This is a genomic window from Aquirufa avitistagni, from assembly GCF_042715545.1.
Taxonomy (GTDB): domain Bacteria; phylum Bacteroidota; class Bacteroidia; order Cytophagales; family Spirosomataceae; genus Aquirufa; species Aquirufa avitistagni.
Genome location: NZ_JBBKXZ010000001.1, coordinates 405,011 through 422,253 on the forward strand (window position 1 = coordinate 405,011; position 17,243 = coordinate 422,253).

Annotated in this window: 17 protein-coding genes; 5 read left to right on the forward strand and 12 right to left on the reverse strand. The window is 42.0% G+C overall.

Translation table 11 applies throughout. The features are described from left to right. Positions 1–70: 70 nt before the first annotated feature. The 3 genes from U0R10_RS01650 to U0R10_RS01660 are packed head-to-tail and all read left to right on the forward strand — an operon-like array spanning position 71 to position 2,871. Entirely contained in the window at positions 71–898 is an 828-nt protein-coding gene (locus tag U0R10_RS01650) for an MOSC domain-containing protein (RefSeq protein ID WP_377981941.1), read from the forward strand. Then, complete coding sequence (locus tag U0R10_RS01655) at positions 885–1,628, forward strand: hypothetical protein (RefSeq protein WP_377981942.1); 744 nt, start codon at positions 885–887, stop codon at positions 1,626–1,628. Before U0R10_RS01650 ends, U0R10_RS01655 begins: the two co-directional genes overlap by 14 nt. Beyond that, the gene (locus tag U0R10_RS01660; RefSeq protein ID WP_377981943.1) at positions 1,615–2,871 is read left to right on the forward strand and encodes an MFS transporter; all 1,257 of its coding nucleotides are present in this window, start codon (positions 1,615–1,617) and stop codon (positions 2,869–2,871) included. Before U0R10_RS01655 ends, U0R10_RS01660 begins: the two co-directional genes overlap by 14 nt. Here U0R10_RS01660 and U0R10_RS01665 read toward each other — a convergent pair whose 3' ends face one another. The 8 genes from U0R10_RS01665 to U0R10_RS01700 form a co-directional block, all read right to left on the reverse strand. Further along, positions 2,872–3,369: a hypothetical protein gene (locus U0R10_RS01665; RefSeq protein ID WP_377981944.1), complete on the reverse strand. Its 498-nt coding sequence runs from the start codon at positions 3,367–3,369 to the stop codon at positions 2,872–2,874. Positions 3,370–3,406: 37 nt separating this feature from the next. Further along, the gene (locus U0R10_RS01670) at positions 3,407–3,694 is read right to left on the reverse strand and encodes an autorepressor SdpR family transcription factor (RefSeq protein WP_377981945.1); all 288 of its coding nucleotides are present in this window, start codon (positions 3,692–3,694) and stop codon (positions 3,407–3,409) included. Positions 3,695–3,739: 45 nt separating this feature from the next. After that, entirely contained in the window at positions 3,740–4,642 is a 903-nt protein-coding gene (locus tag U0R10_RS01675) for a hydroxypyruvate isomerase family protein (RefSeq protein WP_377981946.1), read from the reverse strand. 1 nt (position 4,643) lies between these two features. Further along, entirely contained in the window at positions 4,644–7,640 is a 2,997-nt protein-coding gene (locus U0R10_RS01680; RefSeq protein WP_377981947.1) for a PVC-type heme-binding CxxCH protein, read from the reverse strand. A gap of 79 nt (positions 7,641–7,719) precedes the next feature. Next, positions 7,720–8,748: a glycosyltransferase family 2 protein gene (locus U0R10_RS01685; RefSeq protein ID WP_377981948.1), complete on the reverse strand. Its 1,029-nt coding sequence runs from the start codon at positions 8,746–8,748 to the stop codon at positions 7,720–7,722. A gap of 2 nt (positions 8,749–8,750) precedes the next feature. Beyond that, positions 8,751–9,656 (reverse strand): glycoside hydrolase family protein, encoded by a 906-nt coding sequence (locus U0R10_RS01690; RefSeq protein ID WP_377981949.1) that lies wholly within the window; start codon positions 9,654–9,656, stop codon positions 8,751–8,753. A gap of 42 nt (positions 9,657–9,698) precedes the next feature. Further along, complete coding sequence (locus tag U0R10_RS01695; RefSeq protein WP_377981950.1) at positions 9,699–10,442, reverse strand: NIPSNAP family protein; 744 nt, start codon at positions 10,440–10,442, stop codon at positions 9,699–9,701. Positions 10,443–10,511: 69 nt separating this feature from the next. After that, positions 10,512–11,081, reverse strand: coding sequence for a hypothetical protein (locus U0R10_RS01700; RefSeq protein WP_377981951.1), 570 nt, complete (start codon positions 11,079–11,081; stop codon positions 10,512–10,514). 373 nt (positions 11,082–11,454) lie between these two features. On the opposite strand from U0R10_RS01700, the gene lgt reads away from it, so the two are divergent. After that, positions 11,455–12,294 (forward strand): prolipoprotein diacylglyceryl transferase, encoded by an 840-nt coding sequence (gene lgt / locus U0R10_RS01705; protein WP_377981952.1) that lies wholly within the window; start codon positions 11,455–11,457, stop codon positions 12,292–12,294. Position 12,295: 1 nt separating this feature from the next. On the opposite strand, the gene U0R10_RS01710 is transcribed toward lgt, so the two are convergent. The 4 genes from U0R10_RS01710 to U0R10_RS01725 are packed head-to-tail and all read right to left on the reverse strand — an operon-like array spanning position 12,296 to position 16,687. Next, a complete protein-coding gene (locus U0R10_RS01710) occupies positions 12,296–13,543 on the reverse strand; it encodes a serine hydrolase (RefSeq protein ID WP_377981953.1) in 1,248 nt (415 codons plus the stop codon). After that, complete coding sequence (locus U0R10_RS01715; protein ID WP_377981954.1) at positions 13,530–14,525, reverse strand: PLP-dependent aminotransferase family protein; 996 nt, start codon at positions 14,523–14,525, stop codon at positions 13,530–13,532. Before U0R10_RS01715 ends, U0R10_RS01710 begins: the two co-directional genes overlap by 14 nt. After that, a complete protein-coding gene (locus tag U0R10_RS01720; protein ID WP_377981955.1) occupies positions 14,525–15,544 on the reverse strand; it encodes a dipeptide epimerase in 1,020 nt (339 codons plus the stop codon). The genes U0R10_RS01715 and U0R10_RS01720 overlap by 1 nt, the downstream gene beginning before the upstream one ends. A gap of 6 nt (positions 15,545–15,550) precedes the next feature. Further along, complete coding sequence (locus U0R10_RS01725) at positions 15,551–16,687, reverse strand: molybdopterin molybdotransferase MoeA (protein ID WP_377981956.1); 1,137 nt, start codon at positions 16,685–16,687, stop codon at positions 15,551–15,553. An 82-nt stretch (positions 16,688–16,769) separates the two neighbouring features. On the opposite strand from U0R10_RS01725, the gene moaC reads away from it, so the two are divergent. Next, positions 16,770–17,243 (forward strand): cyclic pyranopterin monophosphate synthase MoaC, encoded by a 474-nt coding sequence (gene moaC, locus U0R10_RS01730; RefSeq protein WP_377981957.1) that lies wholly within the window; start codon positions 16,770–16,772, stop codon positions 17,241–17,243.

Here is a 17,243-nt window from a genome sequence, read left to right on the forward strand (position 1 = left end):
TGATTCAGAATTCGAAGGAACTAGCCTACAAGTCGTGATAGTGATTTTATTTCTGAAATTGCTAATTTGCATGATGTCTATTCCGGTTATATCTCAATTAATCATTTTTCCTATTAAATCGCTCGGTCCTGTTGCGTTGCAGCAGGCTGAGGTGGATGCTTTGGGATTGGTTGGAGACCGGCGGTTCATGTTGGTGTCAGATTCGGGTCAATTTATCACCCAGCGGACACGTCCAGATTTGACGCGATTTGCGTTGAAATTATATGGGTCGGATTATTTGATCATGGACCAAGTAACTAAAAATCATCGTGTTTTAGCTGTAAATCCAGCATTGGGTGATTGGGTAGATGTGACTTTATGGGATGATGCTATTCGTGTTCGTGAAGTGGCTGATGGCATTTCTGTCTGGTTTTCTGAGTTGCTGCATGAGTCCGTTCGACTGGTTCAGATTCAATCGGAGGCGCCGCGGGAAATTCAAGCTAAATACCAAACCCAAGGATCGCAACAAAGTTCTTTCGCTGATTCTCTGCCTATTTTAGTTGCTTCCGAAGCATCGTATCAAGCTGTGGGACGCCAATTGGGTTCTTCATTTGACTGGATGCGTTTTCGAGCCAATATCATCATTTCTGGTGTCGAAGCATTTGAAGAAGATACGTGGTCGGAGTTTACGCTGGGGCCTGTTCGATTGATGGGTGCGAAACCGTGTGCACGATGCCAACTAGTCAATGTGGAACCGTCGTCAGGGGAGGTAGATACAACTATGCTGGCGGCGTTGAGTACGTTTCGAAAAGTGGAAAATAAGGTGTATTTCGGCCAACAAGCCGTTCCGGTAGTGCTGGGGAGATTGTCCGTAGGAGATGAAATTCACGTCGAGAAAAGCAAGGATGCGCTTTTTTAGGATATTACATATCAGTAGTTTGGATGTTGTTTTTGGCGCTGTAGCCATGCAGGCGATGCTTTGGAATGTGCTGGTGGGAAGTATCCAGCCCTGGTCTGAGCAAGTGGTTTTAGGGGTTTCCGTTTGGATTTTTTATTTAGCTGACCGGCAATTAGACAATATAGTACACCGGCCTACTAATGAAATTCATTTGTTTCACGCGTGTTATCCGTTGTTTATTCGTGGACTTATAGGGGCATTGCTTGGTTACTTAGTGTATTTATTGGCCTTCCTTTCGGCCGATTTAATTCGTTTAGGTATTTGCCTAACTATAGGCATGGTGCTATATGGTTCCGTTTTAAAATATTGGCATCACATCTGGTTACCGAAGGAATTATTTACTTCGCTTCTATATGCAGCAGGTTTATTTTTGCCGAGTTATGCGGCAGGCAAGTTCAGTGGGCTTTTATTCATCCATGTGGTATTGTTGGCCCTCATGAACTTATCTTTTTTTACCTGGCTAGAGGGGCATTTGAAATTTCGTACCTTATTCATAGGGCTTCAATGGTCTTTGTTGGCTATTTTACCTAGTATATTTTCGTTTTTTGGATGGGAACTCGCCTTATGTCTTGCGATAATTCAGGGGATTCATGTGGGGATTTATTATTTTAGTCCCAATTTGCAGTATCGGTGGGTGGGTGAACTTGCCTTTTTAAGTCCCGTATTATATTTCGTTTATGAGCTATTTTAAAAATAAGGATGCCTATCAGGCCTTGCGTTTCCCGGAATTTAGGGCTTATGTAACGGGAAATACATTTTTCACGATTGCCTTATTAATGCAAGAGGTGATTTTAGCGTACGAAATTTACCATTTAACACATAATCCGCTGGCTTTGGGTTTAATTGGCCTAGCTGAAGCGGTTCCTTATATATCGTTGGTGTTGTTTGGAGGGCATTTTGCCGACAATCGGGATAAGAAGAAAATCATGCAAAATTCATTGTTGGTGATTATCCTCGGTTCATGCTTATTGTTGTATTCTGCCTTGCAATTGGATTCGCAGGATGCAAATTTTCATATTTATGCCATTTATTTTGTCATCTTTTTGATCGGTTTAGCGAAGGGGTTTTTCAGTCCTGCAGCATCGTCATTGAATCCATTTTTAGTTCCTAAGGAAGTGTTTGCGAATGCCGCTACGTGGAATAGTTCGTTTTGGCAATTGGGTTCGATTTTAGGACCGGGTGCTGCTGGATTTTTGTATGCCTATGCAGGTTTAGCGGGCTCGTTGATAACGGTAATTGTGTTTTTGTTGATCGTGATGGCTTGCTTGTTTTTTATAGATAGTCGGCCTATTCCACCTAAAAACAAGCAGCATGATTCAATTTGGCTGAGTTTGCGAGAGGGGATCACGTATGTATTTAAGACTAAAATCATCTTGTATGCGATTTCACTCGATTTGTTTTCGGTGTTATTTGGTGGAGTTATTGCGATTTTACCGGTGTATGCGGAAGATATTTTACATGTAGGAGCGGAGGGTTTGGGGGTACTTCGGGCAGCACCATCAGTGGGAGCCGTGTTGACCATGTTGATGATGCTTTATTTTCCACCGCTAAAGCATGCGTGGCGAAATTTATTATTGGCCATTGCTGGATTTGGGGTGGCTACATTTGTTTTTGGCTTTTCAACTAATTTCTGGATTTCGGTTGTTGCCCTATTTTTTACGGGAGCCTTTGATTCGATCAGTGTGGTGATTCGCCAAACAGTATTACGTGTATTTACGCCGGATGAGATGCGGGGACGCGTGTCATCGGTCAATGGTGTTTTTGTGAGTACCTCGAATGAAATGGGTGCTTTTGAATCGGGGGTGGCCGCTAAGTTTTTTGGCACGGTTTCCTCCGTGATTTTGGGCGCTTGTGCGACGCTCGTCTTGGTCTCAATTGTGGCGTATAAATCCAAGGATTTGTTGGATTTAGATGTACAAAAAGAGATGGAATAATTAGGCCTCTATAGCCGTTTCCCAAGCAGTTAATGTCTCGATAATTGCCTTTTTTGAGCTGTGTGCTGTAGTTATTTCAGTTAAATTTTGAATGGGTGCTGTGTTTTCGCCTAGTAAAGCGGGCATCAATTTAAAGTAATGCGACTTTATTTTTTTGTTTCCTTTTTTGTCCACGGAAATACATTCAACGACGTCTACATGCGTGATGCCCACTAATCCGTCAGACGTTTTATCTTCTCGGAATGAAATGGATTCAATTAGATTTTTAGGGATACTGGTTGACTCGAGGATACTCGAACCTTGGGTATGGATTTTTTTGATTTCATGTGCCCCAATCGCCATGAAAGAAATACGTTGTTTCCCTGATTTTTCCGCAAAATAATCACCTATTGATTGAAAGAAATTGCGCGGCGGTAATTGAATTACGCCTAGGCCGATAAAATCAGATGGAATTTCTGAAGCAAGAAATGAAAATGATGGGGCAAGTTGAGCGCACATACGTATCTATATTTTGGGCAAAAATACCGTTTTTATTTTATAATCTGATTTTTGGTTTAGGGAATTCAAAGTGGGTGGCAAAGCCTTGAAACCAGTGATGAATTTGGGCAAATCCCTCTTTATTTAGTGAATAAAGGATGAATTGGCCTTTTTTCTCAGCTAAAATCAATGAAGCTTGTTTGAGTAAATCCAAATGATGCGATATGCTGGGCTTCGTCATTTGAAATTGCTTAGCAATTTCACCTGCGTTGCGCGGGCCTTCCACCAATAATTGTAAAATCTCTCGCCTCGTTTGGTCATTTATGGCTTTGAATGCTGCTTCCATGGGAGTTTATTAAATAATTAGGCTAATATCTAAATAAAATCTGATTTAGACAAGGTCCGCCTTGCGGTAAGCCTCAATTAATTTTAATTCGCCCTCTTTTCCCGGATGAAAATTACCATGTTCCATACCTAATACGCCTTGAAATCCTTTTGTTTTCAAATGCTTAAAGATGTTTTGATAATTAACCTCGCCGGTTCCTGGTTCTTTACGCCCTGGGTTATCGCCAATTTGGATGTAGGCAATTTCGTCCCAACACCGATTCATATTCGCGATTAAATTACCCTCATTGCGTTGCATGTGGTAAATGTCAAATAAGATTTTGCATGATGGGCTTCCTACGCCCTTACAAATACTATACGTTTGATCTGAATAGCGTAAAAATAAATCTGGATTATCACTTAGTGGTTCTAACACCATGGTCAAGCGATGAGGTTCTAAGATTTCAGCACCACGCTTAAGTACTTCGATGACATTACCCGTTTGAATGCCCATGGGTAATTGCCGACTGAAATTGCCGGGAACCACCGTTGCCCATTTGGCATTAACACGCTTAGCGGTTTCAACAGCTTTGTGGCAGGCCTGAAGAAACGTATCTGTCCATGCTTTGTCACCCGTGGTCATGTGTGATTTATCGAAAAATCCATCAAATTTGATCACAAATACACCCATATCCATACCGAGGCGTGCTAGAGTTTCGCCAATTTTTACTTGCGTTTCAACTGGCCGGCCCATCATGTCATTATCTTCCAGCGCCCGAAAGCCCATATCATACATGAATTTTAACTGGTCAATTTCATCTTTTCCAGCGTGCTGTTGAAACATGCCAAAATGGGGGGCATATTTTAAGTTAAATGGCGCTTGTCCTGCCGACTTTGCTTTTGCGGATGTTTGAATGCCAGCCGTAAAAAGCCCAGCACTCAGTAGTTGTGAAAATGTTCTGCGATCCATCTTATTTTTTCTTTAGTGTGTTTAAGTATTCCATGAGGTCAACTAACTCTTGCGTAGCCATACCATCTGCCAAGCCTTCTGGCATCATGGAGTTCGGTAATTGCTTAACTGATTTTAATGCGGACGTTTTAAAGCTTTGCGAAAGACCTCCCGGTAGTCGCATGATAATGTCTGTCTCATTTCGAGAGACAATGATTCCTTGATACGTATCTCCCTTTTTAGTGATCAGTTCAAATGTTTCATAGCCAAAACCAATGCCGGCATTCGGGTGAAGCACCGACATATACATGCCTTCACGGGATAATTTTGAGCCTATTTCAGATAATTTTGGGCCAAAATCGATGCCTTCATTATCAACCTGGTGACACATCGAACACTGATCAACAAATACCTTTTTACCTGAAGCAATTACGCCTCTTTGGGTCAATAAATCATTTAATGGGGGGTGTTTTGTTTTTGTTTGTGCGAGTGCTCCGATTAAATATCCGTTTGCCTCCAAGCGTACACCTTTCCGCCACGCCTTACTCACGGACTCAACCACCGAAGGAATCAAATCCTGTGGTATTTCTTTGTTTTTCAACGATTTCAAAACTAAGTCTTCTCCATTCGGATAGGAATTGCCTAATCCGCGTGCTGCATCCCGACGAACTGAAAGCTCGTAGCTTGGTTGCTTCACCACGCTAAAAAGTAGGTTAAGACTTTCCTTGTTTCCTTGCCAACGAATTCCTTCAATAATGGCTCTTTTTTGAGCGACAGTACCCGTTTTGAATTTTTGTTGAATCAGTGCGCCGCTGTTTAAGGAATAGATTGCTTTGGCTGTTGATCGACTGTTTTTACCTTTCAATAAATCTTGAAGTAGGCTAGGAGCCATTTCAGTTAAATTGTATTTTTCAATCAATTCCAAATATTCATTTCCTTCTACCTTTGCCAACATGCCAATGACTGTCTTACGTGCAGCGGGATTTTGTTGGATGTATTCAGCTGAAATATGCCGTAAAGCAACCATCGCTAGTGCAGGTTCCTTTTGCATGGACTCATTGATCAGCTGCATCAATTGTACTGATTTTTCATTTCCCGGTACAAAATCAAAGGCTCGGAAATAGCGTAATTTTTCAGTTAAAGGTTTCGCTTCACGCACATAAGCGATTAAGTGGGGCACAGATTTCGTGGTACGGGCACGCCAAACGACATCCCGATTTAACTGGTTAGCAGCAGCATAGGCATTGAACCGTTGGTCCCAATTTCCATCTGCTCCAATACCTAAAGCCTCTAAATACCAGCGGTCGCCACCCTCATATTGCAAGGCCAAATTGGTCCAAAGTGCATCCGCTTCGGGTGCTGAAATGTGACGTAAGGCAATAGCTAATTCGCGTCTTACTTGTGGATTAGCGTCATTTTGTAGTTTTTGGGCATGTGCCAACCACCCTGTGAAGGGCATCCGTTTCATCGCACGAATACCTAACATGCGGAAGTCGGGATTTGAATCCTGAATTGCTTTTTCAAGATATTTTGCACCTTGTGGGCCTTGAATCAACAACCAAAGCGCACGCGCTTTCAAGCGAGGATTTTGCTCCGTTGCGTATGCTTCTTCCAAACCAGCTAAAGCTAATTGCTTTAATTTTTGGTAGCCAAGATAACGAGTAGCTAAATTTGGACTGTTCAATGCTGCCAATGCTCCAGCTGGTGTCGTTAAATCTAGTTTGGGTACGCGATATGCGTGTCCTTTGGGTGCAATGCGGTAAATTCTTCCTTTCGTTTGGTCCCCTGCCTGATGTCCGCCTACGCCTGGATCATACCAATCTGCGACAAAAATGGACCCATCCGGAGCTATGGTTACGTCGGCTGGACGAAACCATTGATCTTTCGAACCATCAATCAGGTTAACTATACTAGCTTCAAATCCAGCCCCTTTCGGTTTGACAGGATAGGCGCGAACGACATTGGGTCCTGCGTCCGCATGAAGCATTTGGCCTTGAAATACAGGGGGCAATAAATTTCCTTCATAGATGAGCATTCCCGTGGGCGACCCTGATCCAGTTTGTAATAAATTCGGCATGGAACCGGGGTCATTTAAATGCCAGTGGCGTAAGGGAATTTCAGATTCGATATTGGTCCGGTTTGCCGACCACCCTGCTCCGGTCAGTTCATCCGTATAGCCATAGTTTCCATGCTCGAATACGGCATTTATACGTACTCCTTTGTTGCCGTCATCATCATTGTCGGATTGCCAAAGCGCTCCATAGGAGTCAACAGCCACTTCAAAGTTATTTCTAAAATTGTGTCCTAGGCATTCGACTTGCGATCCGTCCAGGTTACAACGAAACACCATACCTTGCTTGTACTTCGCGGGTCCGATGGCATCTCCATCTTGATCAAGGACGGGTTTGCCTTTGGCATCTAGTAATTGCTTTCCCTCATTACCAAAATTGAAATATAATTTACCATCAGGTCCAAAGGTGAAGGCATGCGCGCCATGATCGTGCTGTTCGCCACCAATGCCTTGAAATAGTATTTCTTTGCGGTCGGCAACTCCATCACGATTATCATCAAACATTTTCCACATGTATGGACTCTGTGATACAATCACCATGGAATCAAGCACTGCGATGCCTAGAGGAGCATTTAGCTCGGGGGATTGATAAAATATTTTCTGAGAATCTGCTACACCATCGCCATTGGTGTCTTCTAAAATTAAGATACGATCACCTTTGGGGTTTGTGGGATTGCCGCTAATGGCTGGTCGGTAATTATAGGCTTCTGTAATCCAAACCCTTCCCTTGGAATCGATGTCCATATTGGTGGGATTCTTCAGCATCGGCTCGGTGGCAAATGTCGTGATTTGAACGTCTGGATGGACAACTAAGCCAGCGTGAAATTGATTCAGTGAGTCTAGGAGGCTTTTCGCTGCAGTTGGCGTTTTATTTACTTGGAATGCACTAATGCCCAGCATGCCTATGCAGGAAACCGCGATCAACTGTCGCGTTAATTTTAGTTTCATAGAGAAAAGGTTTTAGCTAAGAGCTATGCACTAAAATTGCTTTTTTTTGTGCAAAATTCCAAATAGGAGATGGGCCAACTTATTTTCTAAGTAGCTGGTTTATTTTGCTTCGGAATTCGAGGTATGACAAGGTCGCGTCTGTTGTCAACAGGTTGTCTCTAACGAGCCATTTGAATTTTCTAAAACTTAGTTCATTGAACATATAAAAGGCTACAAAAAGATGATAGACTTTTTTCCAAGGAGCTGATTTATTTTCAGAACAATTGATCAATAAAAGATGGTACGCTCCCAAAATTTTACGAATCAGTTCATTGTATTTAAACTGGGTGTATTCATTGATTTTTGAATACATGAAGATTCGGTTGTCAATGAATGCTTTCGATTGCGTATTGTCGGTGAAGCTTTGTCCACCTAAATTTTTGCGGTAAACGGACATGCATTTGTCGATGTACCCGATGGGGCCTTGTTCGGCTAAAATAACATACATAGGAATGTCGCCGCTTTTGCAGGTTACAAACCAATCAGGCAAGCTGGATACAAATTTGCGGCGCATCATGACACTGGCTGTCGCCATAAACCAAGCTTCTTTTTCTCCGATTAAATCAGGCGTATGGGTCCATAGCGCTTGGTCGGGCCCATTGATGAATTCGTTCAGACGCCCACTGGAATCTTCATATACAATTTCAGCATTATGAAAACATGCAGAGGCTTGTGGCTGAGCATCCAAAAAATCAACTTGTTGCTGCAATTTGGTATTATCTGTCCAATAATCATCTCCTTCAATAAAGATGACATATTCACCGCGGCATTGTAAAAAGCAATGTAGAAAATTGGTCTTGCCACCTACATTTTCAGGTCGTATAAATGCCTTAATTTTTGTTGGATGCAAATTCGCATATTCAGTAACAATCGCTGCCGTATCATCCGGTGAATGATCTTCACCAAGAATGATTTCATAACTAAAATTGACTTGTTGGCTTAAGATATTATCCAAACATGTACGAATGTAATCTGCGTGCTTATAGGTAATTAGGCAAATGCTTAATTTGGGTTGCTCCGGTAAATTCGGATGACCGAATAGGTCTTTGTCTAAATAACTATAATTCATACCTACGATAATTCGGCAAAACCGATGCCTGTTTCTCCAAATCCATTTCCATTATAAAACATATAGGTAGATTCGTTATGCGTAAATACATGTGGATATTCAACCATTATATTTTCCCAAGTGCTCTCAGGTGAGATATCAAGTCCGGAAGTTTCTATTTTAGTCCAAACAATTAAATCACTGCTAACTGCGCACTTAATCCGATATGAGTTGGCCGGATCCTCACGATAATTCGTTGATTTTCGTATAGCATACCAAAGATAATATTGGCCATTTAAAGCTAATACAGATGCTTTGGAGATACCTCCTTCGCCATCTTCTAGGCCGATGGCAGTGATGTTCAGCGGAGTCCAATCGATCAGATTTTCAGAAGTGGCAATTTTAATATCGTATATAGGTTCAATGCGCCCATTTAATTCTTCCCATTTGCGGCAAGATAAATAGTAGCCGTAGTACAGATTATCTTTTTCGATAATCGAGATGGTGCCTACATAGCCCGGTTCGCGATGGGAAGTGGCAAAAACAGGACCAGTTGAGAATTTTTCCCAGGTTTGACCACCGTCTTTGCTGACAGCTAATCCAAGATTATTGTGGTAGGGAACATCGATGCGGTTGGCCCAGCCGATGTAATAAAGGTATTTTAACTGGCCAACTTGCCAAATTTCGGTGGGCATGACACCCGCCCAATCAAAGCTTCCTCGTTCTCCTGGTTCTAAAATGGGACCTTCACCGTGGCGTAGGATGTTCGACGGATTGCCAGCTTCTACGTCGAAAAAGTAGGGTTTGCTGGGGCCACGATTTTCTCTTTTGGAATAATACACCCGCCAAAAACCATCGTGATATGTATCTACAATGGGTACTTGGGCATGGCAAGCATTGAAAATATTCCCTTTTTTAATCCATTCCATAGATTGCGCGTGGATGTTAATTCCACGCGCAAAGATAGGATTTTATCGTATAGTTGAGAAATTCGTCGGGCTCATGTAGATAGATTCTACCTTCTCGACAATTTTCCCTTCTTTTTCAGAGGCATCGCGCACTTGAATCCAATTCGGGTCTAAACGAAAGGCATCGAAGCTAGCTTTTCCGGCAGCCTCACTCTTGTGGGCTAATAAATACAATAATTTGCTTGGAGATCCATCCTTAGGAAGCGTAGTAAAGTAAGCAATGTTCTCCATACCGTGTTTTTTAAAAAGCTTCAACGTGTGATTACGGAAGCGTGCTAATAAATTAGGTAATTTATCCGGCATAGCGGTATAGGTACGCATTTCAAATGTCCGATCTGCGGCACCTTTCGATGGCTTGATTTTTGGACTAAAATCAGTCGCTTGCATGAAAATACTTGTCACTTTGGCAACAATCTTGCCACTTTCTTCCGATTTCTTAGCGACTTCTTTCCATTCTGGATCGCGGCTAAACTGCTTCCAAGAGGAGTCACGTGCTACCTGACTTGGGTAAGAAAGGATGTAGTATAAGGTATTTTCGGTGTTGTTATTGGGAATCCAATACCCCACATTGGTCATGCCGTGTTTTTCGAAAATTTTGGTGGTGTGGTTGGTAAACCGACTAATCAACGCATCCAAACGCCCAGGGTGGCAATAATAAATACGCATTTCATAGTAACGAGAATCTGGTTTTTTAGCTAACGTGCCAAAGGAAACAGCGAGCATCAGTAATAGAGTTAGTTTTTTCATAGGTTGTTAAAAGCTTGAGTTCTCAAGTTAGGATTTGATTGGTAAATTATTGTCCTGTAGGTCACAATTTTAGTTTAACCGACGCGCTAAAATATGTTGGACTCCCGCAAAAAGCACCTCCGGTTTCAATGTGCGCCATTGGGGTACGTTTAAATTTCCTCCAAAATTTATGTAATAATCTACGTGGTATTTTTTCCATTCCTCCTCCACAAAGGGTGCAAATTGTAAGGCCGCAATCCAACCATCCTCTACCTCCTCAAACCATTCTGCATAATAGTCATCCTCAAAACTGCCATGAAAGTTGAATACATTTTCGCCCAATAAGATAAAATACTTGATGCCGGCGGCGAGCAAATGATCAATCACTTGGCGTTTGAACAGCATAATGTCATTGTGTAGAGTGTCATTCCATTCACCAAACATCTCAATGATGCTGAATTGCATTTGGTAATCGCTATACAGAATCTTGCAATACAGTGTCTCAGAATCTATTTCATCCCATAAAGGATGAATGTAGTACCCATAGATGTCATGCTCATATTCCGTTTGTGAATAGGATCGCCCATAAAATGGCGATTTTTTATCATGTGCCGCATTGTATATGGATTCCCATTGAAAGGAAGGCTCGATCTCTTGCATAAGCCTCAAAATAAGTGTAAAAGGCGCACATCCGCAAGATTTTTCGCAAGGAACAAGTATGCAACCATTCAGGAGGTTCATGCATCTTGTTTGCCGATTTAAAAAAATAATTCAACAAACACAGTACCTTGTATTGCAAAGTACTATAATTTTTTATAGTTTTGCATTCGAAATTATCAACAGCTATGAAAGTCAAAGCATTACTTCTTGTCGCTACCTTTTTCTTACTCAGTCAATCTGTCCTGGCCTTAGGATTGCCCACTCGCTTATATCCAGCCAAAGTCATTAAAAAGACAATTCAGGTAATCGTTAAAAAAGTAGGGCACTAAATCCTAAATTTTCCGTTAATTTTGAGCGTCTAAACCATACGTTCATGTTGTTTGCATCTATTTCTTGGAGTCCCGATCCTACCATAATCGATTTATTTGGTTTCCCAGTACGCTGGTATGGATTGTTTTTTGCTACTGCCTTTTTAGCCGGATTCCAAATTGTCAGCTACATGTTTAAACAGGAGGGTAGATCGACCGAACAGGCAGATCAATTACTCATGTACACCATGATTGCCACGATCGTAGGTGCGCGCGCAGGACATTATTTTTTCTATGAATTTCCGTTGTTGCAAGCTGATCCCGTTCGCTTTTTTGTGCAAATGATTACACCGCCATTTTCAGGTTTAGCCTCCCACGGTGCAGGAATTGGTTTATTTACCGCCTTTTATATCTATGCCCGAAAGCATCAAGGGATGTCTTATTTATACATCACAGATCGTATGGTACCAGCAGTCGCTTTTGCTGGCTTCTGTATTCGGATGGGAAATTTGATGAATTCGGAGATTATCGGTAAACCCACCGAACTTCCTTGGGGATTTAAATTTTTAAAAGATACCGAGTTTAATCCGTACGGAGACCCCAGTCTGGTGTTGGCTCGCCATCCATCTCAGCTCTATGAGGCGCTTTCCTGCCTCGTTATTTTCTTCGTTTTGATGTGGTTTTGGTCGAAAAAGAAGCAAGCGACGCAAGACGGACTGATGACCGGCTATTTCATGATTGTACTCTTTTCGCTCCGTTTTTTTTACGAGTTCCTGAAAGAAAATCAAAGCACTTTTGAAAATAATTTGACGCTAAATATGGGCCAAATTCTTTCTATTCCCGCCGTGCTTTTTGGCGTCCTCGTGTTAGCTTATTCGTATAAAAAGGCTAATCAACAAACGTGATTTAATCGGAATACGTAAATTTTAGATAATCTAGGTTCGGGAGATTTGCTTTAGGCCGATTTAACTCATGTTGGTAAATCACCTCTCCCAGGTGTTTAAAGAACGGAAATCCGACAGAATCATATTCGTATTTATCATCATTCAATATTTCATCTTCATTGCAATAGATGGTGGCCGTGACCATAAATTCTACCTTATGCTTGAAATCTACGAAATAGGCATTGTCCAATAAGAATCCATAGGCATCACCCACTTTATTGAAAATGCGCACATCCGGATTAAGCTGTGCATGTTTATCCCCACCATATAAAATAAACTTGCAATAGGCCGGTCCGATGGTACTGTCGGCTGAATATGATGGCTTTTTGGATTCTGTGGGGTATTCCGCCATATATCGATACAGGAAGCGATAATCTTCGTCATTTAATTCGAATCGATCTTTTGCAGCGAAGGACCCAGGGAACATTAATCGTTTCAAGAAATCATGTTGGGCCTCTAAGGGGAACGCATTTTTAAACCCAAACGTAACAGGGTGCAATATCACGCGACCAGAATCATTCATCACACCTTTTCCTATACTGGTTTGCATTGGATTAGGCGCTTGAATTTGCTGCTTGTTAAACTGTTCTTTTTGTCGCCAAATAACCTTTCCTTGATCATTCACAAATTGCACCGGATTCGTGTATTGATTTTCTAGTAAGGGAATAGATGTCTGTAAACGATGTGTGAATCGAACGCCTTCAAAACCTTTGGAGGCCATCGTTTTATTGAAATTCTTTTGCCCCAAAAATTCATACAAGCGATTGTATGCTTCGTTATCGGAAACCAATAAAATCTTTTTAATGTATTGTTCGATGCTCGGCAACCCATTTGCCGCGCTTGTGTCGCGTAAAACTTCTAGCTGCGTTGGTCGGTTTTTCAGCGTTTGAAACGTCGTCGCTTTGTCGATTTTTAGTTTGTTTATTTTCTCTAATGCCAGCACACTTGCAGCCAATTTCACCGTACTCGCCGGATAGAAATATTCATTCGCATCTACCCGATATGCATGCGTCGTAAATGTTGCTTGATTGGACGCATCTCGGTCAATTTGCGTGTATAAAATCTGTAACCGGTATTTAGAAGGATTATCTGTCAAATGTTTGAAATAGCTTGGATTGGCCTTCAATAACTGTTCAATAACCTGGTCTTGTGCCTGAATGCATGTATTTGAAAGTAATGTTAGTAGAATGAGTCCTTTAAGCATTTTCATAGGTGCTGAGGGCTTGAGTTAGTTCGTCAATATCCTGCATTTTCAAACATGAAGGCAGTATGGCTCGACATAGGGGCGCCGACTTGGGATCTGGATATGCGAACTGATTGCACAAAAATCCATGTGATTTTAAATGGTCAAAAAGCGCCGGATCATTTGAACTGAATGCGGGATAATTGGGTACAAAATCTACATGCGAAGCACTTTTGGTAAATGCTTTCGCTAGTTCACTTGATTGAACCATTCGTTCATCGTATGCTTCCTGGGCATGCAAACAGGCATACACATAAGCAGGATTTGCCGGCGATGCCCCAATCCAAAAAGGGTCTTGTTTGATGGCTTCAATATCCTTGCTTTTTCCCAAAATGATTCCTGCTGGTATGCCAAAAGCCTTGGATAATGAGCTAGTTTGAATCAATTGAGCCGGTGTTTGTATTTGTATGGGAACAATTCCTAGTCGGTGCGTTTCATCCACAATCAAGGTCTGGTTTGCCAACAAGTTTTCTTCAAATCCCGTTAAAAATTCTTCCACCCACGGTGAACCTATACCATCCATACCGAGTATTTGCGCCTCTTTTTCCCAATCAGCAAAGGCACCTGACGAAGGCATAAGTGGATGGCGCCACAAAGCAGGATGTGTTTTGGGGGCTAATGAAATAACTGCATCTGGATGTTTTTGCATGATGTATTGCATGGCTGTTTGACCGGCCAATAGGCCTGAGCTACACAGCGCAGCGGCCTCCACCTGAAAGCGTTTGGCTAACACCTCTTCTAAATTTTGCCACACATCCATGCGGTAATTATTCAGTCGAGAGCTACCCCAATTTTGACTTAAAATTCGAATCCCTTCCTGTAATTTTTCTTGAAATAGGGGATGGGTGCCGATGTTTAGGTAGTTTGTGCCTCCAAGCCAACGGTATTCCTTCCCCTCGAAAGAAACAAGGCGCTCCGGTATGTGATTTTCGTTGATTTGGTAGGACATTATTTTCGGATTAATTCAGCACCCGTTCCAGCTGCCTTCGCGTAGCTAACCGTTCCGTAATCTATGGTGATACCGCGGGAGATTTGATCGTCCACTAATAAACATCCGTCCATGTCGACATAGTCCAATAAGGGCAATAAGTGCGCAATCGCAGAGCAACCGATCGTTGATTCAGTCATGCAACCCACCATAACCTTAAGTCCGAGGCTTTTGGCTTCTTTGATCATGCGCAACGCTGGTGATAAACCACCACATTTCATGAGTTTGATATTTACCCCATGGAAAAATCCGGCACATTTGGCTACATCTTCTTCCAAAATGCAAGACTCATCCGCAATGATCGGCAAAACGGATTCCTTGAAAACTTTCCTCATTCCCTCCCAATTGTCTGCTTTCAAAGGTTGTTCAATAAATTCAACACCCAATTTTTCTAACTCTGGCGCAAAATAAATGGTTTGCTCGGGCGTCCAAGCCGTATTAGCATCAACTCGAAAAACAGCATCCGTTTCTTTTCGTAAAGCCTCGACAATCTCTAAATCATCGTCCGTGCCTAACTTGACTTTATACAGTGGGAATGGCATTTCACGCATTTTGGCAACCATTTTTTCCAGCGTATCCATACCAATCGTATAGTCGGTGATTGGATTTTTTGAGATGTCCAATCCCCAAATTTCATACAATGGTTTATCATGCGTTTTACCCCATAAATCCCAATATGCGACGTCTAAGGCACATAATGCAAAGGGGTGATCGTCCAATAAGGTTTTAGATAGCATCTTCCAAAAATCGGTTGGATGCGGGAGAATATCATGCGGCAAAAGGTGTCGAATACTTTCCACCTGCGCCACCATTTTTTCCATGGTGACCCCGTAGTAGGGTGTTTCTGTTGCTTCACCAAATCCACTTTTGCCATGCCAAGTCAACTCCACAATGAGGGTAGGCTGGACGTCACGCGATTCATGTGTAATCGTGAACGTATGTTTAAGCGGCAAGTCGAATTGATGAAGCTTCAGTTCCATATGCGTTTATTTTAGTGGAATAAAGGGCAGTTTGTTGTCTTTTTGTCCTGCTTTTTGCCAAACTAAGCCATCTGCTTTAGACCAGTTGATCAAGTCTCCTGAACCATTATGTGCCAATGTTTCACCGTTTTCCACCGGAATCCATTGGTCTAATTCAGCAGAAGGTTTCGGTAAGAATTTAATCTCTTTTTCTGCGTACTCAGGAAAATCACCTGATACCCAAGGTAAAAAGTAGACCCAAAAACAAGTTAATGTCGAAATCGGGTTACCCGGAAAAGCAAAGACCACTTTGCCGTCTGGGCGGGTGGCCACCAACATCGGTCTGCCTGGTTTCTGTGCAATTTTATGAAAAATTGTTTCAAATCCTGCATAAGTTAAAACCTCGGGAATAAAATCTTTTTTGCCTGCGGAAACACCACCCGATAATAAAATGATGTCATTCGATTCTAAAACCTTGTCAAGGTTGGCCTTAATTTTTTCAGCCGAATCCGGTAAATGACTAGAGTTAGCCTTAAACCCTTTCGATAATAAGACTGACTTCATCATCATGACATTCGAGCTACGAATTTGATGCACAGCAGGTGTTTCATGTAGGCCAACTATCTCATCTCCTGTGGAGAAAATATGTACATGGGGTTTCGATTCAACTTCAATATGTGCTTTGCCTACGGTTGCAGCAATGGCAATTTCAATAGGGCCAATTTTCGTCCGTTTTTTGACCAATATCGTGCCTTCTTTCGCGTCCATACCTTGTGTATGAATGAATTGACCTTTCGTTAATGGCGTTTTGCCAATGTAGGTAGCTATTTTTTTCTCGATGCTGAGATCCTCAATTTTAATGATTGCCTCTGTTCCTTTAGGGGCCGTAGCGCCGGTCATAATTTCCAAGGCACCATCTATTTTTTTAATCGCTTTAACCGGTTCACCCGCAAACAGAATACCTTCTATTTTCCAGGTTGGCGCCGAAATATCTTTTACTGCGATACCATCCATCATCACGCGGTCAAAGGGTGGGAAATCACGGTCAGCCACAATTTTTTCAGCTAAGTTCATGCCCAAGGTTTTCGCTAAGGGTAATTTTTCTGTTCGGAAAGGGATGGTGATGTTTTTTAAAAGGGCAATCGCTTCAATAGGGCTAATCATGTTTGTTGGTTTACGTATTTGATAAATTTCGCTAAAAATTGCCAAATCTACCGTATTTTCGTGTGCTAAATTTGAAATGAATATGTCCATTGATTTTTCTCACCTACAAGCGGATGGCACCCCAGGCATGGTGGATGTTAGTGCCAAAAATGAAACGGTACGTGAAGCCAAAGCTCAATCCATTGTGTACTTAGGCGCGGAAATTGTCCAACATTTCGAAGCAGCCGGTTGGCAAAATAAAAAAGGTAGTATCCTTCAAACCGCCATAATTGCCGGTACCATGGCGGCAAAAAAGACCTCTGATTTAATTCCATTATGCCATCCGCTCGGATTAGATTCCTGTAAATTTGAAACAGAAGTGCTCGTTGATCAAATTATCATCACATGTATTTGTCGGCTTGAGGCTAAAACCGGTGTCGAAATGGAAGCGCTTGTTGGCGCCTCAGTCGCCGCCTTAACCGTATACGACATGTGTAAATCCGTTTCCAAAGGCATCGTCATTAAAGAAACCAAATTGATTTCCAAGTCGGGTGGTAAGTCCGATTTCAACGCCTAA